The sequence below is a fragment of the Nostoc sp. DedVER02 genome (assembly GCF_034530675.2).
GTDB lineage: Bacteria > Cyanobacteriota > Cyanobacteriia > Cyanobacteriales > Nostocaceae > Nostoc.
The window spans coordinates 43,229-64,490 of sequence record NZ_JAVRCP020000036.1; the positions used below are offsets into that span (position 1 = coordinate 43,229).

The following is a 21,262-nucleotide window of genomic DNA, read 5'->3' on the forward strand; positions in this document are numbered from 1 at the left end:
CTCAGCAGAGATTTTCTCATCTATCCAAGCTTGACTCATCAAAACCGCAGGCTAACATTTATAGGAAGGGACTGGGGACTGGGTGAAAAGTCTTTTTATGTCTAAGTTTCATCATCTGTTGATGTTCTAACCACCAAGGCTTGTGCTATGACGAGTCGGGCTTGGACATCAGTGAGAAAATCGCTGGACTCCACCCAAGACTGACGATACCTAGTTTGGGCTGCATTTACGCAAATTGCGTGTCGCTCCCACTTTGGCTAATTAAGGTCAAAAGTTTTTTTCACCACCGCGAAACTTATATAACCCGGATTTCTCACCACACCTCTTAAAGTCTGCGCTTGTGCAGGGGAGCAAAGGAGCAGGTTCGCTAGTGGGAGAGTTCAAATACCAAGTTCTTTCCCCTCTGCCCCTCTGCTCCATCAAACGCCTGAAGCTTGTGAGAAATGCGGGATAAGCGTTAGCCTAATAAGAAGTACGAATTGTGCTAAATAAAAAGTAATTTTTAGTGATTTCTAGCAAACTAGTAAATAACTATATAATGAAAAACTTTCAGGAGGAGCGGTAGTGAGTCTACAAACTCTCGTTGACCAAGCCACCATCTTTGCAGATTCAGGGTCTGTAACTTCCAGTCCCTTTGATGCAGATAGCTTTAATGAAGCTGTCATGTCTACCTACGGTCGGTTTCCCTTAGCCCTAGAACGGGGTGCTGGATGTCGGGTTTGGGATACACAGGGGCGCGAATATCTAGACTTTGTAGCGGGAATTGCTACTTGTACTTTGGGACACGCCCACCCAGTTATGGTAGAAGCGGTAACACGCCAAATCCAAAAGCTGCATCACGTCTCTAATTTGTACTATATTCCTGAACAAGGCGAATTGGCAAAATGGCTCGTTGAACATTCTTGTGCCGATCGCGTATTTTTCTGCAACTCTGGGGCTGAAGCCAACGAAGCCGCTATTAAGCTGGCGCGGAAATATGCTCACACAGTATTAGAAATTGAAAAACCAATTATTCTAACCGCCAATGCCAGTTTCCACGGCCGGACTTTGGCGACTATTACCGCCACTGCCCAACCGAAGTATCAAAAGTATTTTGATCCTCTGGTTCCTGGGTTCCACTACGTCAATTACAACGATATTAACGCTGTGGAAGTGGCAATTAGCGAATTGGATGAAGGCGATTACCGGGTAGCAGCAATTCTAATCGAGCCATTGCAGGGAGAAGGCGGTGTGCGTCCGGGAGATGTTGCCTATTTCAAAAAGCTGCGGCAGATTTGCGATGAAACTGGCATTTTATTGATTTTTGATGAAGTGCAAGTAGGTATGGGGCGCAGTGGCCAACTATGGGCTTACGAACATCTCGGCGTTGAACCGGATATTTTTACCAGTGCCAAAGGCTTAGGTGGCGGTATTCCCATCGGTGCAATGATGAGTAAGAAATTCTGCGATGTTTTTCAACCAGGGGAACACGCCAGCACCTTTGGCGGCAATCCTTTTGTGTGTGGTGTAGCACTCAGTGTTTGTCAGACATTGGAACGGGAAAATATTTTGCAGAATGTTCAAGATAGGGGTGAACAGTTGCGAACTGGATTAAAAGCGATCGCAGCTAAATATCCTCAGCACATTGGCGAAGTTCGGGGTTGGGGTTTAATCAACGGTTTGGAGTTACGAGCCGATATTCAACTAACCGCAGCCGATGTCGTCAATGCTGCCATAAAAGAGGGTGTTTTACTAGTACCCGCCGGGCCAAAAGTAGTCCGATTTGTGCCACCCCTAATTGTCACGGAAGCAGAAGTAAAGAGTGCCTTGCAAGCTGTAGAAAAGGCGATCGCAACTCTTACAGCTTAGATAATCAAAAAGCGAGGATAAGTCTTTGTATATTCTCGCTTTTTCTTGGCTTTATCAAAACAGAATTCAGGAGTCAGAATTCAGAATGAATTCTGTAAGACCTAAATATTAAGTGCATTCCAGTTGTCAAAGTGGATAAACTAAATTTTGCTGATTTAGGGACTATCAAAAAATAAATCAATAACCGTGTCACTATAGAAAATATAGCTGCAATATTGAGCAATAGGAAGACTAAAGAACACTGTGCAGATAACATTCTTAGGGACGAGTTCCGGTGTACCGACGCGATCGCGCAATGTTTCCAGTGTCGCCCTGAGATTACCCCAAAGGGCGGAACTGTGGTTATTTGACTGTGGCGAAGGTACGCAACATCAAATTATGCGGAGTGAACTGAAAATCAGTCAACTCTCCCGAATTTTTATCACCCACATGCACGGCGACCACATCTTTGGCTTGATGGGACTTCTTGCTACTTGCGGTTTGGCTGGCAACGTGGAACGAATTGATATCTATGGGCCACCTGGATTAAATGATTATATTCAATCCGCCTCCCGTTACTCCTACACACACTTTTCTTACCCAATTAAAGTTCACGCCATCCGTCCAGGGATAATCTATGAAGATAATGACTTCACCGTTAGCTGTGGTAATTTGCATCACCGGATTACAGCTTTCGGCTACCGCGTAGCCGAAAAAGACCGGACAGGACGCTTTGATGTGGAAAAAGCCAAAGCCTTGGAAATTCCTTCTGGTCGCATTTACGGTCAACTCAAGCGCGGTGAAACTGTTACCCTTGAAGACGGACGGGTGATTGATGGCACTCAATTATGCGGCCCGACAGAAATTGGTCGAAAAATTGCCTATTGTACAGACACCATTTATTGTGATGGTGCAGTGGAATTAGCTCATGATGCAGATGTATTAATTCATGAAGCAACCTTTGCCCATCAAGATGCAGATATGGCTTTTCAACGCTTGCATTCCACAACCACAATGGCAGCGCAAACAGCTTTAGCTGCTGGGGCACATCGACTGATTATGAGTCATTTCAGCCCCCGCTATGCTCCCGGAAATACCTTGGAGTTGAAGGATCTCCTCAAAGAAGCCCGTGCTATTTTCCCCCGCACTGATATGGCTTATGATTTCATGATTCATGAAGTACCCAGACGACGGGAAGTAGAGTTAACCAAGGTAGGCATTTAAATAATTCGTAATTCGTAATTCGTAATTCGTAATTCGTAATTACGTTTTGTAACGGGTTGTTTCAATAATTGCCTTTCACTGGGAGCGTAATCACAAACTCAGTACCCTCACCTAAAGTAGAATTGACCGCGATCGCTCCACCATGTTTTTCGACTACAATCTGATGAGCGATCGCTAATCCTAATCCTGTTCCCTTACCAACGGCTTTTGTAGTAAACAAATACTCAAAAATCTTCTGTTTGACATCATTTCTCATGCCGATGCCGTTGTCTTGAATGCGGATGTTGACGAATTGACTATGATTTGATAGTTCAGTTTTTACTGTAATTCGGTTTGGCTTCACTTCAATATCTGTGAAACTCCGTCCTATATTTGAGTCTTCCAAAGCATCAATTGCATTTGCCAGAATGTTCATGAATACCTGATTGAGTTGTCCCGGAAAGCATTCGATTTCAGGTAAATTAGCATAATCCTTGATAATTTCGATCTCTGGACGGTCATTACTAGCTTTCAAGCGGTGTTTGAGAATCATAATTGTGCTATCAATACCCTCATGAATATTAAATAGTACTTTGTAGTCTCGATCGGCTCTGGAAAAAGTACGTAAACTCATGCTGATGTGGCGGATGCGTTGAACTCCGAGTTTTAATGAATTAATTAACTTAGGCAAATCTTCTCGCAAATATTCCAAGTCAATGTCTGCAATTTCTGGTTCAAGATCGGGCATCTTAGTTTGATAAAAGTCAATCAATCTAAATAAGTCGTTAATATAATCAATTGCAGGTTGTAAATTCCCAGCAATAAAGCCAACAGGGTTGTTGATCTCGTGAGCAATACCAGCCACAAGATTACCCAATGCAGACATCTTCTCGTGTTGCACCAATTGGAGTTGAGTTTCTTTGAGATTTTGCTACTTCTGCTTTCTCTTTAGCGTGTTCTAGCTGGTGATTAGATACAGCTAATGCGGCAGTGCGATCGCTAACCCTCTGTTCTAGTGTCTCGAATGATTCTTTGAGTCTTGAAGAAAGTCACCAATCTGAGATAGTGTGAGATCGGCCGCCATCATGCCGATGAAGTTTTGGTTGCGATCGTAAACTGGATGACCAAACACAAGAGCAACATCTCCATCAATTTCCTGCAAAACTTTCACCGGCGACCAGTTAGGTTTATGCAATTGTGAGGTTCGGACGAATGGAGGATAAGTTAACGGATTAAAGTCATAAGCACCAATCTTTTGAGTTCGGTTCCCTTGACTATCCATTTTATAGACAATATTTTTTCCCTTGGTAAAAGAGGAGTCGTCTCGTCACCGATTTTAGATTTCCTATTGAACTTTTCTAATCTAAAATCTAAGATTAACTACGTTCTATGCTGGAGTTTAGTAGTCCAACTCATCACGTCTAGCAAATAGACAGCAGTTCAGTTTTACGATTAAGTCAAATAATTAACCAACAGTTTACGGATAGCTAAGTAGATTAAAAATATACAAATAGTATGGGCTAAATATTTATATGAATGTGTTCTCTCTATTAGAGGTTATTAAAATAACCTCAATATATAGGAATGTTGTGAATTAGATAGTTTTTTACTCCAATTTTTAGAAAAAATAATTAATTTTTTGCCAAGATTTTTATCCCTTAAATAAAATATTTATTAAAAATTTATTCTTTCAACACTGATTAATAATTTATATGCATGAATTGATGAACATGAAAGTGCCAGTTTGCATAAGATTGTGCCAAATGAGCTTGTCATCGTTGGAAGAATCATTAAGTATACTATTGCCGCTATAAATGTAAAAAACATTTCACATTTCTCATAAATCTTCCACATAAATATAGTGTTTCAATATTAGAGGAGTTTGATAGTGGCTAAGATTAGTCTGAATCCAGAGAAACAGGTTACTAATTCAGCACAAGGCGCAGTTGACATCAGACAACTATCTACTATTTTGCTTCGCCGACGCTTTCTGATTTTTGGGGTTTCTTGCGTAGTTATGTCAGCTGCTAGCCTCTTAGCTGTCATTACCAAACCCACTTACCAGAGCAATATGCAGATATTGGTAAATTCCAATTTATCTCAAGGGGCACAGTCAAATAATATCCCAGTCGAGGCAGATACTCAGGTTAATAATTCTCAGGTTGTTGATTCCACTACTCAGATGAAACTTATGCTGAGTTCTAAGCTTCTTGAAAAAGCTGTAAATTTAGTTCATTCTGATTATCCTGAGATTACCTTAGAGGATATTAACGGTCAAAAGAATAACAAACAAGCACCTCTAAAAGTAACTCCAGAAGAAGGAGGTATAGGAGCTAATAAAGTTTTTAGTCAAGTATTTAAAGTTTCTTTCAATGATGAAGATCCAGTTAAAGCCCAAAAATTCCTTCAAGCTCTACAAAAAGTCTATCAAAACTACAATAAAGAACAACATAAAGAGCGCCTAAATCAGGGAATGGCTTTTGTAAATGCTCGCCTACCTGAGATAAAAAAAGAGGTGAGTAAAGCTGATAAGAATTTGGAACAATTTCGTAAAAAGCATAAATTACTCGATCCCGAAGTCCAAAGTAAAATTCTCTTAGAATCTCTAGCCGATATTCAAAACCAACTACAAAGCACTCGTGCAAACCTTCAAGATGCAAATGCTCGCTACGATAACTTAGAGCAACAAATAGCATCTTCATCTCAACAGAATGAACTAATTTCTTCTCGTTTAAATCAGTCAAGTCGCTATCAAACATTATTGGGTGAAATTCAAAAGACTGAGCTAGCATTGGCTAAGGAGAGACTGCGCTATACAGATGATTATCCATCGGTACAAAAACTAAAGCAGCAACGCCAAAGTCAATTGTCACTATTACGACAAGAAGTGAAATCTATTACTACTAGCGGTAAGGGAGAACCACTTTTAAAAGGTCAAACTATTGGAGTTGATCCAACGTTAATAGACGAGTTTATTCTAGTGCAGACAACTGTTTTAGGATTAACTGCCAATGAGAAGAATTTAGCTGAGTCAGAACAGCGACTCCGTTCTGAGGTAAACAAATACCCAAGCTTAATAGCAGAGTATAATCGTCTACTGCCAAAGGCAGAAAGTAGTCGTAAAACCCTTGAACAACTGCTACAGGCGCAACAGTCTTTGGGACTGAAAATTGCTCAGGAAGGATATAACTGGCAAGTTTTGGTAGAACCTACTTTGGGTACTTATACGGGAAGCAACAGATTATTACTTTTGGTTGGGGGAGCAGTAATTGGGCCGATTTTAGGTATCTTAGCAGCCCTGATTTTGGAAAAGTTTAATGACGCTGTTTATTGTGCGGGAGATATAAAGAAACTGACAAACTTACGTGTATTGGGATCGGTACCAAAACTTCCATCGCGTGGTGTCAAAAAGCGATGGCTGGGACTGCCTTGGAATGGACGACGAAGATCGGATTCCTCTGTCATAGAAGTGAGTACTAAATTGCCCGTTCATGAAACGCTAGATATGATCTACCAAAATATTCAAATATTAAAATATCCCTTACCTTTCAAGTCGCTGATGTTTACTTCAGCGCTACCAGGGGAAGGGAAGACAACCTTAGTATTAGGGCTTGTGGCTAGCGCTAACCGGATGCATCGGCGGGTATTAGTTATTGATGCTAATTTGCAAAATCCTAGCTTGCACAAAATTCTGGAACTATCCAACGATTGGGGACTATCTTTGTTATTAGTTGATGAGACAACTACTCATTTTCAAGATTACATCCAGCCTATTCATCCTGCAATTGATATTTTGACTGCTGGGCCGGAACCAGAAGACACGGTGAAGTTGCTCAGTTCTCAACGAATGAAGGAATTAATAGAGTTGTTTGAGGAAAGTTATGATTTGGTACTGATAGATGCTCCGCCTATTTTAGGTACGGTTGATGCCAGAATTGTGGCATCTTTTTGTAATGGTATTGTGATGGTAGAGCGTATGGGTAAAGTGACTCGAACCGAACTAACTCAAGCTACAGAAATTTTGAGTAAGTTGAATTTAATTGGAATTATCGCTAATGATGTGAACAATTCTCAAAAGGTATTGGCATCGTAGATTGGGAATGGGGAATTGGTATAGGAGAGGAATTATCCGCCTAGCTTCTTTTCCTGATTTCTAGCTGAGAGCTAAAGCAAAATGCATAATTAGTAGGAGGTGGCAACCTCCGGCGTTGGAGTGGTGTCTCATCTTAAAGTAGTAGACGCAATAATCTAGAGCGTCAATTAGATACTAGTGTGATTAGATGACCAGTATGAAATTCCAACTTTACTTAGGCTTTTTATTTTCCCAGATTAAAGTACGTCATTGGTGGGTAAGTGTCCTCTTATGGATTGCTTTAGTTGCCCCCGCCCAAGCGTCTGTAATTCTGCGCGTGGCAATTGAGAGGGGCGTTAATCAGGTAAAAGTAGGCAGTTCCACCACTGGAATTGTCAAGGATAGTACCGGGCGGACTCTGGGACAGTTACCAGCGATGAGTGCATATTATGCTCAAGCCATTCCAGGGGGAGTTGCTTTAGATAAATGGCAGTCTGGTTTATTTTGGATTGAGCCAACAGGTAAAGGATTCGTTTATATTGGCGATCGCTGGTATCGAGGCAGAACTCTGGTTGTTCCCACAGAAAAAGGCTTAACGGCCGTTAATTGGGTTGATGACCAAGAATATCTCTACAGCGTTCTCGGTGGCGAAATGGATGCTAGCTGGCCCCAAGAAGCTCTAAAAGCCCAAGCGATCGCAGCCCGCACTTATGCTCTTTACGAACGAGAAAAACAACGGAATAATCCCGTTTACGATTTAGGTAATACCCCCGATCGTTGGCAAATTTACAAAGGTGTTATCAGTGAAGCTCCTGCTACTTACGCCGCAGTGGATTCTACACTAGGGCAGGTGTTAACTTACAAAAACCGGATTATTCTCTCAGTTTTTCACGCTTGTTCTGGGGGACACACCGAAAACGTCGAAGATGTTTGGGGAAATACCTTACCCTACCTACGGGCTGTTCAAGACTACGATCAAAATATCAGGGAGTGTAATTGGGTAAAAACCTTCTCGCCTAGTGAAATTAGTGCTAAATTTCCTGAAGTTGGCGGTGTGACGGCGATGACTCCAGAGACATACTCGCCTTTCCGTAGTGTTAAAGTCTTGAAAATCGTCGGTAACAAGGGCACAAAGGTACTACAGGGCGAGGAAGTGCGAACAGCCCTGAAGCTAAAAAGTACTCGCTTTACCGTTACTAAGGGAGCCGATGGAAGTTTTGTACTGCAAGGGCTTGGCTACGGTCATGCTTTGGGTATGAGTCAGTGGGGGGCGTACAATCTAGCTCGACAAGGAGTAAATCATTTGCAAATTTTGGGACATTATTATCAAGGTGTAGCCTTAACACCAATTAAGGCAAAGTAGTCTAATTATTTACAACACTCAGTGCTGAGTAATGAGTAATGAGTGCTGAGTAATGAGTAATGAGTAGCAAGAAGATTACTCAGTACTTCCACACTATGGTAAAAGCCCCGCCCCTTGTGGACGGTCTTTTAACTCAGCACGGGCTAAACGCCCCGCTTCCGCTAACTCAACTCAGCACTTTTCATTTGTAGCGATCGCCTTGGCAATTTGAGCATAAGCGATCGCTCTACATAATATGTCTTAACCGTTTTGGCGGTTGCAATCTCTTGCTATCAGAAACCTTAGAAAAAGACATAACTGCATCTATTTAATTGTCTAGCTGTAGTTATTCTGACTTTGATACTAATGTGCTGCTCTTGGCAAGCGGAACCAAAATCTAGAACCACCTTCGGGACGGGGTAAATAACCAATTTTACCTCCCCAACGTTCGAGTGTAATTCTACAAAAATAAAGACCCAGACCTGCTCTTCCTGATTTATCTTTACCTTGGGAAAACTTTTGAAATAAATTTTTTACCATTTCTGGGGGTACACCCAAACCTTGATCGTCTACAGTAACTAAAACATATTCCCCATCCAATTGGAGATTAATAGTCACAGTAGAATCTGCCACGCTGTGACGATAAGCATTTTCTACTAAATTAGAAATCACTCTGTCTAAACGAGATTGATCTCCAATAACTGTCCAGTCAATAGTCTTGTCAATGTTGGTGTCAAGCTGCAATTGGATATGATTAAGCGCAAAATTAGGCTTTAAAAACTCAGTTACTTCTTGTATAGAAGTTAATATATTTGGTGCGTCGTCAATGTCAGTAGGAGAATCTTCTGGTAATATTACTTCAGTTGAAAAAGCATCTAAAATATCTTGAATTAGTATTTTTTGCTTGAAGCATTGCTTAATACCCGTTTCTAAATACTCTTTTCCTTGAGTTGTTAATTCTTCATATTCTAGCAGGGAAAAACAGCAATTTATAGCACTTAATTCCACTGCTATGTCATGAATCAGACAATGGATTAAAACCTCTTTTTTTTGATTATCTTTGAGCAATTGCTGATAAATTAATTTATATTCTCTAGCTTTCTGGAGAATATCTTGTTTTTCTTTATAGCTATCTTCTAAAGCCTCGATTAATAAAACTTTCTTATTATCGGCAAAAATTGCATAAGCTTTAAAATGGTATTCTTGACCAGTTATATCTGTTTCAGTCCATAAACCGGAACTTAGTTTTTTAGCATTATTGTTCAACCAAAATTCTTCAGCATCAATTAAAAAATTCTTTAAAAAACAAAACTCTTCCTGCGGTATCAATATATTCATTCCTAATGCAAATTTATTGCAATTGAATTGATTTAACCAATCAGGTAAATTACCAATAATTTTAAATAAACCTTCATTAATTTGCTCTAACGATAAAATGTCTAAAGCGGTAAGCAGATCGTTTGCTATAGATGTATTCATGATTTAAACCTACTACAATCAATTTATTTTGACTCTAGGTTACTAATTTAATTTCCGATTTAGTTTTTCCTGTAAAAGTTTGAAATCATTGGCTTTTTGTTGAATAGAAAAGAGGTAATTTTTATCACAACTACTATCTAACAGCAATATCCAATCTACTTCTTTTGTCGGTAATATATGAACATTTACGCAACTCCCATACTCTGTTTGTATAAATGGTAGAAATAAGGAAGTACCATCTAATGGTAGTAAACCTTCCAGAAAAACAACTTGCTCTTTTGCCTTTTTCCCTTCACAAAGATTAGTAATTCCATAAGTTGCCAACTGCCCGCCCCAAGCTAGAAGGATACCATCTTTATTAACCAACAGATAGGCAAGAGAAGGCTCTGCTGTTAGAAAACTTAGAATATAGGTAATCACAAAAACAGGGATATTTAACATTTAGCAATCCAATATTTTTTTAGCAATAATTTGAAAAGCTTCTTCTACACCGATGCCATTTTTAGCGCTTGTTTTAATCACAGTCCAACCCTTATGAATAATATCATCTATCTCAGCAGATTCAATTTCCCACTCATCCGTTATATCCCATTTGTTTATTACCAAAATAAAAGGAATTTTCCCAATTGCATCTTCTACTTTTTTTTGTAAATCAAAAGCTTGTTCTAGAGTATTATGCCTAGTACCATCCACAACTAATAAATAACCAGCAGAACCCCGTAAATAAGACATTTGTAACTTTTGAAATTCGTCTTCTCCATAAATATCCCAAAGAATAAGATTTAATTTATTTTGTTCAATTTCTATAGTTTTTTTATCAATTTTTACACCCACTGTCGTATGATATTTTTCTGAGAAAATACTGTGGACTAACCTCGCTACTAAACTAGTTTTACCTGTAGCAAATGCACCGATCATACAAATTTTTTTCTGGATAATCATAAATTGATATAGCTTTATTTATGGGTATTAACCATCAATACCTTGAAAGATACTCTGCGATTAACTTTTTTAGATTCTGGCGTTAGTTCTGGCTGGAAAGGTAGGCTATAACTTACACTTAATGCTTTAAATTGGTTTCTATTAATTTCTTGGGATTTTAAATAAGATAGAATTTTATTAGCACGGGCTTGACTGAGGAGCTTATTTTGCCCTTCAGTTCCGGCACTATTAGTATGTCCAATTATTTGAATCTTTACATTCTTACCTAGATAATTAGCAATATTTAAGCATCTACGAATTGATATCAATAAATTAGGTAGTTTGTCAACTTCACCAGGCATTAGATCAGTTGTTCCTTCAGAAAATAACAATATTTGTTGCTCTATTTGTTTTTTGGATAATTCTAATTGTCTAAGTTCTATTTCTACAAGATTATTTTCTTGAAATTGGGTGATACCAGGGATAAATCGCCATAAATTCCGGGCTTCTAAAATCCATTTGCGAGGTGCATAACCAGTGACATTAAGAATACCGTTATTATCAATTTTGAGTGATACACTTTGCGGTGGCTGCAACAACTTTTTAACTCTTTTGGCAGTAAATTGTGGCTCCAATGAAAGATAAGGTTGCCATTGGGTAATTACTATTTTGGGATTGATATTTGTTGCTTGTATTAGTGTGTTGGGATCTATTGCTAAGGGATCGCGCATTCCCGAAATAAAATATTTTCCAAAAGTTTGCTTGGAGTTAATCACAATAATTCCTGGCTGAGAGTTGAGTTTTTGGAGATAGGCTTGCCAACGGAGTTGTTCTCTAATGGCAAAAAAGCCCCAAATACTACAAGCGATCGCGATCGCACCCAAGAAAGCCCAGGCATAGGTATAATTTTTCTTAGCCGCAGATTTATACTGAACTACCAGACAAGCTTCTAAATAAGGTTTACTGGCTTGAAATACTTCTGTCTCCCCGGTAAAATTTTTAATTTCTCTACTGAGCTTGAGATGAATTTTTTCTATTGCTTCTTGCAAAACTAACCTTAATTCTTGGGGAGGATTCCCCCGAATCATCGCTGCTACTAACGCTTGTGGCCCCTCTTCAATCCAAATTATCAGTTCTCCAAAGCGTAAACTTTTTAGCCCATCTACTTTTTGGACACTGAATGAATCTCTGATAAAATCCTGGATTGCTGTCAACATTGCAGCTACTAAATCGGGATCTTGAACTCCTACCTGGGTTGTTACTAAATGTTGTAGCAATAATCCAGATTGTTTATGAATCAGAAATATTTGTTCTACTCGATAAACAAGCGTCCGTAACAAGACAATTTCCGCAAATGATTTTCCTGTGCGTTGCGCTTCTAATCTCCACTTAAAGCTTTGTGGAGACAAGCTATGTTCTAGAGTTTGATTCATCGATTGCATCATTTCCTCAAGAGCGGTGGAAATCGCTTTGCGAGTGGCTGGGCCAATAACTGGAAATAATGCATCTGCAAGCACATTATGGTCTTGTTGAACAGAAACTTCAATGGCATTTTCCACTGTTGATACCATTACTTGTCCAAGTTGTTTATCTTGCTTTGAGCGTAAGATAATAGCTTCTGGAAGCATCTGGCTAATATCTTCTGGCTGAATTTGAGGGTTTTCTAATCGCTCGTAAAGTTTTTTAAGTTTAGTCGGCTCAATATCTAGAAGCAAACTGCGGAGTATAGTTAATTCATCGTTGACTTTGGAGGTTTGGCTGTTGCTGTTCAAACCTTCAGAGAATGCTTTCGGTATTGGATTTGTCGAATAGTCACTCATTACCAAAATCTCCTAAGTCTCAAGTAATAAAGATGCGCTAATAGAGAAAAAATCAACTTTGTGTTTTCTAACTATTAACTCAAGACTTATTTTCTGCATTTAGTCGGATGGCTAATTCTGTAAAAATAGCGGCAAGATGAGAACGATCCGTTTTACCTTTGCGAAGTTCTTGAGCTTCCCGTTCTAGTAAAGCTAGGATTTCTTGAGATTTTTGCTGGATATCATCTTGTAAGTTTTTAGATTGGTTGAGAATCTGTTCGCGCAACTCTCGTTGATTATTAGTATTTTCTCCCTCAAACTGAGTAATCTTTTTTTCTAAAGATATACTTGTGTTTTTACTTTCTTCAGCAACTGCTTTTACCTGGGAGTCTCTTTCTAACTGCTCATTTTTTAAGCGCTGTGTTAAAGAATCAACTTCTTGTTTAATATAAGTTTCTAAAGCATCAAGACGTTTTCTTGTCTCATCTCGCACGTTACCCAATTCCTTGATTAAATGTTCTTCTAAACGGGTAAACCTTCTTTCTGTATCTCGTACTTGATTGCCAAAAAGAATTTCTCTAACTTTCTCTAAGTTCCTACCTTCGCTCATATTATTACTACTAAATTGCAACTCATTTATATCTGGATTCGACCCCTGTTTTTCCATATTGGATGAATTATTATTGATGTATTCTTCAGGTGAATTCATATTTTTAATTCCTTTTACAACTCAAATTTGGTTTGATTGTTGGTTTTAATACTATCTTTACAGCATAGATACTAATAAGTATAAAGTATATTTATACATCAAGAAATTACATCTACTTGAATATGTTAAGACTGCTTACCCTGCTATACCACGGTAAAGGCATCTAAATTATTCTCGCTCATACATCGATGCAACACACATTGGGGGCGAACATCTGTTTGCCCCCAAAAGTTGATTTATGCAAGCTTTTATTTAAGTTACCAACTAAACTTTTGCTTCCAAAGACTTGAGTAACTCGGTATTCACACCCGATTCACGAGTCAGGGCAATTTTGCCAGTGCGGGCGATTTCTTTCAAACCAAATTTTTGCAACACCTGCACGATCGCTACCATTTTACCAGGATCTCCCACAACTTCTAAGGTGAGAGAATCTTCCGCCACATCCACGACTCGCGCCCGGAATATCTGAGACAGTTCGATTACTTCTGAGCGATTGCTGCTACTAGCATTCACCTTCAAAAGCATCAATTCCCTCTCTACGCAAGGGGTTTCAGTAATATCCTGTACCTTTAAGACATTGACTAACTTGTATAGTTGCTTGGTGAGTTGCTCGATCACGCGATCGTCACCAGGTACAACCATTGTAATTCGGGAGACACCTCCCTGTTCAGCAGGGCCAACAGCAAGGCTTTCAATATTAAAACCACGACGGGCGAATAAACCAGAAATGCGGGAAAGAACCCCCGCCTCATCTTCTACAAGAACTGAAAGGGTATGTTTCATCTTCGCCAACAGAGGCTAGAGCAGGAATTAAGTAAGGCAAACATTAGTACTGTTTTGCAGAATTCACTCATTCAAAATTCAAAATTCCTTGAGTTTTAAACTCTTGACATTTTGTAAAATGTATGTTGATTTCTGGGCTAAGGTACTATTGCACTAATTGTCAGTGCGACCTTTTATTGTAAACTCAATGGTTGCACTCATTGCATTCTCTAGAGATAAATTGGGCAGAAATTATTCTGTAAGGAATAATTTTATAGAATGGATCTCTTTTCATTGATAGATGCGGCATTTTTGTAAAGCCTTTAAACTCAGATTTAACAAGCGTCTAATAGGAGAAAAATTATTATGGGTTGGTTAAAAAGACTATTTGGAATGGAAAAACCTCAAAATGCGGAAATAAATCCTACTCCGCAGTCTATAGCGCCAGATATTAGTCCTAATGTTGCGACTCAATCCATACCCCCAGAACGTTTGGGATTAAGCGGCGAATATGACCAAAGTGGTTTGGCAAAGCGGGTAGCGTTGGCATTCGATCAAGACGATCAATTGGATGATGTTGATACCCTTTGGGTTGCTCAGACTGGTAGCACTGTGGTGTTGAAAGGTAAAGTTCCCAGTCAAGAAATTCTCAATAGGATGGTTTCTGTAGCTCGTTCTGTGAATGGTGCTACAGATGTTGATACTAACCAAGCCACGATTGGCTAGTTGTTAAGAAATTCAAAATTCAATAGTGTAAAGGTATTAGCTGGTGCGATGCCTACGGCGGGCTACGCCTACGCTCCATTGCATAATATTTAGGGAGTAAGCAAAGGTTAGCGATGCCTGCGGCGAGCTACGTCTACGCTAACCCATCTCTCAATCCGATCTAAAATAGCTTGGTTAACTAGTTCAGGGCATTCATCATGGGGACAATGACCCACGTCTTCTAAATTCAGCACTTCCAACATCTGGTTGTACTGGGCGAATTGGTTAGCCAAAGCTGGGGGAACAAATCGATCCTTTTGTCCCCAAATTAACAACATCGGAATTGTTAAGGTTGGTAATACTGTCTTGACACTGGGACTAAAGTTAATTCCGATCGCAGCCTTGAACAAAGCACTAAAAGCCCTCGCCGAACCTTTATCTTGGGGAGGGCCTGCTAAGATTTCTATGAGTTCATCGGTAATCGCCTCTGGGTTAGCGTAGGCAAGACTAGCCCAGCGACGCAACACCCCTGGACGGCGCACGAAGTTAAATACAGGTTTCAGAATCAACGGCGAAGCGACAATATTTTTAATTGCTCTGACAACTGGTTGCAGTACAGGCGGAATTGCTTCTTGTTCTAGTGAAGGGTCGGGTAAACTCATCATCACCATACCCAGCACCATGTCGGGGTGAGTGGCTGCGGCGGCCATAGAAATGAGCGAACCGTTAGAATTGCCGATTAATATTGCTGGTTGACGGATAAATGTTTTCCAAAAGTCATAAACCTGTTCAACCCAGAGTTCAATACTGTAATTAGCTGCGGCTTTTTCTGAAGCGCCAAAACCCAGCATATCGATGGCGTAAACGGTGTGATTTTCAGCCAACACTTCTAAATTATGTCGCCAATGACCAATGGAAGCGCCAAAGCCATGTAACAAAATCAAGGGTGTTGTGTTGTGGTTATTTTGGGCGGCACGAATGTAAGTATAACGAGTTTGCCAGCCCCGCCAAACCCAATCCCTTTGATTACCAACTCGCTCTTGCCAGTGTAGTGTAGTTGTCACAATCTCTTTTAATTCTTCAGAGTGATAAGTACTATTATAAAAAATTCTAATTTTACATCAAAAGCTAATATCTAAAACTCAATACAGTTCAGATAAGACCAAAACATTTGTAGAGACGGCGATTTATCGCGTCTCAAAAACCCAAAATTTTTATTACCAGTAGTCCTTAACTAAGCCGTATTTATAACCCACAAAACACAGAGGTAATATAATTTCCCTTTGAAGTAAAAACCCTAAAGTCAAAGCTACGCTTCCTCTCTTGTGGGGATAGGACTTTAAGAACAACTGGTAAGGGCTGCGCCACATTGATCTTGCTTTTTCAACCAACCCTTAATACCTTGATATTCTACCTGCGCCCAATCTCGCTGACAGCCTAACAATTTGACAGCCGTATTCGCAGGAATTCTTCCCGCTTTTCGGCTTTTTTGATTGTTATGAGCGTAAATATCCACGCTATCAGTACCATAGCCTCGTGTTGTTAGTCCTAACCTTGGCAAGGATACCCATCCAGTTCCTTTAAAACCATCACTAGCATTCGTAATTTTTACCCAATCTCTAACAGCAGCAATAACTTGAACTGTTTCGTTGATAGGTATTTGCCCTAAAATTTTGTTATTCGTACTTGCACCACTCCGCACATTTAAACCTTCTGGATCTGTGACGTAGGCAAAAATATCGCACTTGTGTGGATTAGTTGATTTCGCTAAGGCGATTTGATCGGCTATACCTATATTGAGGGTAACAGGAATACAACTAAATACCAATCCTATTAATAACTTTGATAGTGGAATTTTAACTTTTGTTGTCATAATTTGCTCAACTTTTTGACCTCATTACCTAATATTTAAGCGCTATATATAGGAATCCAGTTTGATTTATGAAAATATATGTAAGATGTGAGTGCGGAGAGTACGGCATCAAACCTTGAGAATAGTGCGTTACCAACTCCGTTCTAACACACTCTACAATACCTAATTTAGTTCAAAAATCAAATAGTAATTCTATAGGATTCCTACTTTATTCTTGAACAGAACTCAGTACAATTTTATTCCCTATTCCCTGTTCCCTCCCTCTACGAGTGATTCAGGAATCAAATCGGATTACTTTTTATAATTGTTAATACAATAACAGTTTATGGTAGAAAAAACTCTTGCTGACGAGGAAAGAGATATTTATCTCCGGCGATGTTTTTTAACTTTTTCATGCTGATAAGTTTGACTGATAAAAATCTCTTAAGCTGATAGTCATCGGAGATTTTTACCAGTTATTATCTACACTTACTTCATATCATAACCAAACAAATTTGGGTCTACTTCTCCTAACTGCAACTCTGCCAAACCATACTCCGCCCATCGTCTCTCTACCATCGCTGCCACATCTGGGTCAGATTCCAAAGGCAAACCCCATTCATGGTCTGTTTCCGGCGGAATCTTTGTAGTCGCATCAATTCCCATCCGTCCACCTAAGCCAATTTTTTCACTAGCAAAATCCAACGTATCAAAAGGCGTATTCGGCAAAATAAACACATCCCGCACTGGGTCAACTTTAGAACTAATTGCCCACACCACTTGACGCGGATCGCGAATATTTATGTCTTTATCCACAACAATTACAAATTTTGTATATGTAAATTGTGGTAAAGCACTCCAAAAAGCTAAAGCCGCCCGTCGCGCTTGTCCCGGATATGCTTTATCTATGGAAATAATCGCTGCTTTGTAACTCAAGGCTTCCATTGGGAGGAAGAAATCGACAATTTCAGATACTTGTTGGCGCAGTATGGGCGTATAGATGCGATTTAGTGCGATCGCCATCATCGCTTCTTCTTTCGGTGGACGACCGCTAAATGTTGTTAAGTAAATCGGATTTTTCCGGTGCGTCATACACTCAAAGCGTATCAACGGCGAATCTTCCACGCCGCCGTAATAACCCATGTGGTCGCCAAAAGGCCCATCTGGTAAAACTTCCCCTGGTGTAATCGTTCCTTCCAAGACAAATTCGGAATCTGCCGGAACTTCCAAATCTACAGTTTTACATTTTGCCAACTGTACACCAGAACCGCCGTACAGTCCAGCAAATAGCCATTCTGATAAATCTACAGGGATGGGTGTAGCAGCTGCCATAATAATTAGAGGATCTACACCAAGTGCGATCGCAACTTCTAATTTTTTCCCACGTTCCGCCGCTTTTCGCAAATGCCTCGCCCCACCCCGCACTGATAACCAGTGAACCGTCATCGTATTTTTAGATTGGAGTTGCAAGCGATACACACCTACATTTGGTGTACCCGTCTCACAATCTTTAGTAATTACCAATCCCAGCGTAATAATCTTGCCAGCATCACCAACATAAGGACGTATCAAAGGCAACTTATTTAAATCTAAATCATCACCTTGAACTACAACTTGCTGACAAGCAGGAAAAAAATCCCGTCCTGGTTTTGCCTTCACTACATCAAACAGTACTTTCCCAAAATCTATCGCTTGAGAAATCTTCTTCGGTGGTTTTGGCTGTTGCAGCATACTTAGTTTTTTCCCCAGAGTTTCCAACTCCTCTGGATGCTGCATATTCATCGCCCAGCAAATCCTTTCCACAGTTCCCATCAAATTCACCGCCACAGGAAAGGAAGCGCCTTTGACATTTTCAAACAACAAGCCTGGGCCACCCTTTTGCAGCATCCGGTTAGAAATCTCAGCAATTTCTAATTCTGGGTCAACCAAAGCGGAAATCCGCCGTAATTGTCCCTTCTCTTCCAGAATTTTAATGAATCCTCGTAAGTCTCTCGCCATTGTTTTAATAAAGCTGATTATTTAAGAAGTGTGAAGCGCTTTCTTATATTATGTGGCATTGGGCATTGGGAATTGGGCATTGGGCATTGGGCGTAAATAAAACTCTTTCCAATTCCCCATTCCCAATTTAGTTTTAATTTGAAATTAACCTTTTTGATAACTTTTCTTAACTGTGTTTTCCAAGGTATTTAGTTATTCTATGTAGGGATACGCAATTATTTTTGATAAATAAGCGCTAATCTAATCAAACATGGCCAGAATATACTATACCTTCCTGGCAGGCGGCTTTGTTATATAGCCGCTGCTGGGTTTATTTTTTACAAGCTTTATGCCTTGCTTTTAAATGTTTCTGAATTTTTGTCAGTACGTTATTAAGGGCGCACAGTTGTGCATTGGTATCAGATAAAGCCCAAGGGAATGGAATGAGACTGTTAACGAATTCATCAGGAATCTGACCTACTCTTGCCCAATACTTCTCAAACTCAGGACTTACGCAAGAACTCTCTGAAACTCTTATTCCTTTGTGTCCTTTGCGCCCTTTGCGGTTCGTTTTATCATGATTTTGCGTAAGTCCTAAAACTTTCAGCCTTCAATTAAAAACAACCGTGTTGTCAGCTACAGTTATATTCCAGCAAAGTAAGCAACAATATTGATGAATAACTAGAAATGCAGCCCTAACTGTAAAAGATGCTGCCGTTTCATGAAACCCAGAATTATTGTTTGCGGCTTAGGACGTACCGGATATAAAACCTTTCGTTTGCTGAGACATCAGGGGGCCTTCGTTGTTGGCATTCATCACCAATCTATCCCTGGCGAAACAGCAGGAGATGTGATTGTTGGTGATTTACAAGCAGCTTCCACCTTAACAGCAGCAGGAATTCAACAGGCAGATACTTTAGTCATTGCCGGATCTAAAGATGCTCTGAATTTGTCTATTATGATGCAAGCGCGGGTACTGAATCCCCAGATTCGGATTATCAACCGTTTTTATAATACAAATTTAGGGGAGCGCCTAGATCAAAGTTTGCCAGACCATTTGAGTATGAGTGTGGTGGGATTAGCAGCACCCGTATTCACCTTTGCAGCAATGGGAAACCGAGCGATCGGGCAAATCCAATTATTTCAGCAAACTTGGCCAATTCACGAAGAATACATTGATGAAAACCACTTCTGGAGAGGTCTAAAGCTGAGTGAATTGTGGGAAGACCGATCGCGGATGCTAATTTATTACTTGCCAGTAAAAGGTGAGATAGATTTGGTGTCAGCTGTCATATCTGGACAAGAGATCCAAGTAGGCGATCGCATAATTATTGGTACACAACCCCGCATCCGTTCTCCCCGAAGATCGTTAATAAAAAAACTGCTGAAAGCCCTGACTAATTTTAAGCAGTTTCAGCAACACGGGCGATCGGTATTGGTGGGTGCTGCTGTATTGCTTGCGGTTATTGCGATCGCTACACTTACCTATATGTCGGCTGAGTTAAGCTTATCTCCTGTCGATGCCCTATATTTTTCTGTAGGCATGATTACAGGAGCCGGTGGTAATGACAAAGTAGTAGAAAATGCTCCTAACAGTATTAAATTATTTACTGTTGTAATGATGCTAGTTGGAGCAGTGGTCATTGGTATTTGGTATGCAATGCTCACCGATTTTGTCTTAGGAAGCCGCTTCAAGCAATTTTGGGATGCAGCCCGAATTCCCCAGCGATATCACTACATTGTCTGTGGCTTGAGTGGTATTGGAGTGAGAATTATCCAGCAACTCCATGCTAGTGGACATGAAGTGGTAGTAGTTGAACCTGACTCCAACAACAAATATGTCAACACCGCCCGCGAACTCGGTATTCCCGTCATTCAGGGCGATGCCAGCTTTCGTACAATACTTAAAGCCAGCAATATAGACACTGCGGCGGCAGTGCTTGCTGTTACTAGCAATGATGCTACCAATCTAGAAATTGCCCTCAAAGCCAAAGGCTTGACACCCAGCATTCCGGTAATTGTTCACTATGCCGATCCCGATTTTGCCGGCATAGCGCAACAGCTATTTGGCTTCGAGGCAGTGCTGAGTCCGGCTGAACTAGCAGCCCCAGCTTTTGCTGCTGCTGCGCTAGGGGGACGCATCCTTGGTAATGGCATCACAGCCGATAGTCTTTGGGTAGCTTTTGCAACTGTGATTACACCTTTACACGCCTTTTGTGGTCAGTGGGTAAAAGATGTAGCTATGTTTGCTGATTGTGTACCTTTGTACGTAGAGACAAATCACCAAACCCTTCATGGCTGGGATTTATTAGAAACTAACCTCAGCGCTGGGGATGTTTTGTATATGACAATGCCAGCGACACGGCTATATCAATTGTGGCGAGGGGAACAAGTTTGCGAAACGCACGCTTAAATAATTCGTAATTCGTAATTCGTAATTCGTAATTCATACACTATTTCCCACTCCTCGCTCCCATTTATTAGACCTCTTGCAAAAGTCCCTAGCATCCCACCCTCAACCCCTCCCCTTTATAAGGCTACGGTGTACACACAAGTCGAAGTAAACTACTAGGGGAAGGGATTTGAGGGTGCAAGAGAGAGTGGAAAATCCAAT

At 40.2% G+C, this 21,262-nt stretch carries 17 protein-coding genes; 6 read left to right on the forward strand and 11 right to left on the reverse strand.

Going from position 1 to position 21,262, the window contains the following annotated elements; translation table 11 throughout:
* Positions 1–564 precede the first annotated feature (564 nt).
* On the forward strand, positions 565–1,848 hold the full coding sequence (locus RMZ41_RS25750; protein WP_322643087.1) for an aspartate aminotransferase family protein: 1,284 nt from the start codon (positions 565–567) through the stop codon (positions 1,846–1,848).
* 243 nt (positions 1,849–2,091) lie between these two features.
* Positions 2,092–3,051 (forward strand): ribonuclease Z, encoded by a 960-nt coding sequence (locus RMZ41_RS25755; RefSeq protein WP_322643086.1) that lies wholly within the window; start codon positions 2,092–2,094, stop codon positions 3,049–3,051.
* Between the two features lie 61 nt (positions 3,052–3,112).
* Here RMZ41_RS25755 and RMZ41_RS25760 read toward each other — a convergent pair whose 3' ends face one another.
* Positions 3,113–3,916: a sensor histidine kinase gene (locus tag RMZ41_RS25760; protein ID WP_322643085.1), complete on the reverse strand. Its 804-nt coding sequence runs from the start codon at positions 3,914–3,916 to the stop codon at positions 3,113–3,115.
* A gap of 126 nt (positions 3,917–4,042) precedes the next feature.
* Positions 4,043–4,312, reverse strand: coding sequence for a hypothetical protein (locus RMZ41_RS25765; protein ID WP_322643084.1), 270 nt, complete (start codon positions 4,310–4,312; stop codon positions 4,043–4,045).
* Between the two features lie 606 nt (positions 4,313–4,918).
* Between RMZ41_RS25765 and RMZ41_RS25770 the strand changes: the two genes are divergently transcribed.
* A complete protein-coding gene (locus RMZ41_RS25770; RefSeq protein WP_322643083.1) occupies positions 4,919–7,123 on the forward strand; it encodes a polysaccharide biosynthesis tyrosine autokinase in 2,205 nt (734 codons plus the stop codon).
* Positions 7,124–7,319: 196 nt separating this feature from the next.
* Positions 7,320–8,465 (forward strand): SpoIID/LytB domain-containing protein, encoded by a 1,146-nt coding sequence (locus RMZ41_RS25775; RefSeq protein ID WP_322643082.1) that lies wholly within the window; start codon positions 7,320–7,322, stop codon positions 8,463–8,465.
* Between the two features lie 342 nt (positions 8,466–8,807).
* Here the strand turns inward: RMZ41_RS25775 and RMZ41_RS25780 are convergent, their stop codons facing one another.
* From RMZ41_RS25780 to ilvN, 6 genes are all read right to left on the reverse strand, one after another.
* Positions 8,808–9,923, reverse strand: a complete 1,116-nt coding sequence (locus tag RMZ41_RS25780) for a HAMP domain-containing sensor histidine kinase (protein ID WP_322643081.1) — start codon at positions 9,921–9,923, stop codon at positions 8,808–8,810.
* Between the two features lie 42 nt (positions 9,924–9,965).
* Positions 9,966–10,364, reverse strand: coding sequence for a hypothetical protein (locus RMZ41_RS25785; RefSeq protein WP_322643080.1), 399 nt, complete (start codon positions 10,362–10,364; stop codon positions 9,966–9,968).
* Positions 10,365–10,862, reverse strand: a complete 498-nt coding sequence (locus RMZ41_RS25790) for a Rab family GTPase (protein WP_322643112.1) — start codon at positions 10,860–10,862, stop codon at positions 10,365–10,367.
* 17 nt (positions 10,863–10,879) lie between these two features.
* Positions 10,880–12,664: an OmpA family protein gene (locus RMZ41_RS25795; RefSeq protein WP_322643079.1), complete on the reverse strand. Its 1,785-nt coding sequence runs from the start codon at positions 12,662–12,664 to the stop codon at positions 10,880–10,882.
* 79 nt (positions 12,665–12,743) lie between these two features.
* Positions 12,744–13,352, reverse strand: coding sequence for a hypothetical protein (locus RMZ41_RS25800; protein WP_322643078.1), 609 nt, complete (start codon positions 13,350–13,352; stop codon positions 12,744–12,746).
* A 264-nt stretch (positions 13,353–13,616) separates the two neighbouring features.
* Positions 13,617–14,135, reverse strand: a complete 519-nt coding sequence (gene ilvN, locus RMZ41_RS25805) for an acetolactate synthase small subunit (protein ID WP_069069184.1) — start codon at positions 14,133–14,135, stop codon at positions 13,617–13,619.
* Positions 14,136–14,480: 345 nt separating this feature from the next.
* Between ilvN and RMZ41_RS25810 the strand changes: the two genes are divergently transcribed.
* Positions 14,481–14,840: a BON domain-containing protein gene (locus RMZ41_RS25810; protein ID WP_322643077.1), complete on the forward strand. Its 360-nt coding sequence runs from the start codon at positions 14,481–14,483 to the stop codon at positions 14,838–14,840.
* 107 nt (positions 14,841–14,947) lie between these two features.
* On the opposite strand, the gene RMZ41_RS25815 is transcribed toward RMZ41_RS25810, so the two are convergent.
* The 3 genes from RMZ41_RS25815 to RMZ41_RS25825 all read right to left on the reverse strand — a co-directional run bounded on the left by RMZ41_RS25815 (position 14,948) and on the right by RMZ41_RS25825 (position 18,669).
* Positions 14,948–15,883 carry an alpha/beta fold hydrolase gene (locus RMZ41_RS25815; protein WP_322643076.1) on the reverse strand — a complete coding sequence of 312 codons (936 nt, stop codon included), beginning with the start codon at positions 15,881–15,883 and terminating at the stop codon, positions 14,948–14,950.
* A 275-nt stretch (positions 15,884–16,158) separates the two neighbouring features.
* On the reverse strand, positions 16,159–16,692 hold the full coding sequence (locus RMZ41_RS25820; protein WP_322643075.1) for an SH3 domain-containing protein: 534 nt from the start codon (positions 16,690–16,692) through the stop codon (positions 16,159–16,161).
* Positions 16,693–17,160: 468 nt separating this feature from the next.
* Positions 17,161–18,669, reverse strand: a complete 1,509-nt coding sequence (locus RMZ41_RS25825) for a UbiD family decarboxylase (protein WP_322643074.1) — start codon at positions 18,667–18,669, stop codon at positions 17,161–17,163.
* Positions 18,670–19,369: 700 nt separating this feature from the next.
* Here RMZ41_RS25825 and RMZ41_RS25830 point away from each other — a divergent pair.
* Positions 19,370–21,061: an NAD-binding protein gene (locus tag RMZ41_RS25830; RefSeq protein ID WP_322643073.1), complete on the forward strand. Its 1,692-nt coding sequence runs from the start codon at positions 19,370–19,372 to the stop codon at positions 21,059–21,061.
* Positions 21,062–21,262: the final 201 nt, after the last annotated feature.

Coding starts and splice junctions, on each gene's coding strand:
- RMZ41_RS25760 (WP_322643085.1), bottom strand. CDS start 3,916: ATGTCTGCATTGGGTAATCTTGTGGCTGGTATTGCTCACGAGATCAAC.
- RMZ41_RS25765 (WP_322643084.1), bottom strand. CDS start 4,312: ATGGATAGTCAAGGGAACCGAACTCAAAAGATTGGTGCTTATGACTTT.
- RMZ41_RS25775 (WP_322643082.1), top strand. CDS start 7,320: ATGAAATTCCAACTTTACTTAGGCTTTTTATTTTCCCAGATTAAAGTA.
- RMZ41_RS25780 (WP_322643081.1), bottom strand. CDS start 9,923: ATGAATACATCTATAGCAAACGATCTGCTTACCGCTTTAGACATTTTA.
- RMZ41_RS25785 (WP_322643080.1), bottom strand. CDS start 10,364: ATGTTAAATATCCCTGTTTTTGTGATTACCTATATTCTAAGTTTTCTA.
- RMZ41_RS25795 (WP_322643079.1), bottom strand. CDS start 12,664: ATGAGTGACTATTCGACAAATCCAATACCGAAAGCATTCTCTGAAGGT.
- RMZ41_RS25800 (WP_322643078.1), bottom strand. CDS start 13,352: ATGAATTCACCTGAAGAATACATCAATAATAATTCATCCAATATGGAA.
- ilvN (WP_069069184.1), bottom strand. CDS start 14,135: ATGAAACATACCCTTTCAGTTCTTGTAGAAGATGAGGCGGGGGTTCTT.
- RMZ41_RS25810 (WP_322643077.1), top strand. CDS start 14,481: ATGGGTTGGTTAAAAAGACTATTTGGAATGGAAAAACCTCAAAATGCG.
- RMZ41_RS25820 (WP_322643075.1), bottom strand. CDS start 16,692: ATGACAACAAAAGTTAAAATTCCACTATCAAAGTTATTAATAGGATTG.
- RMZ41_RS25825 (WP_322643074.1), bottom strand. CDS start 18,669: ATGGCGAGAGACTTACGAGGATTCATTAAAATTCTGGAAGAGAAGGGA.
- RMZ41_RS25830 (WP_322643073.1), top strand. CDS start 19,370: ATGAAACCCAGAATTATTGTTTGCGGCTTAGGACGTACCGGATATAAA.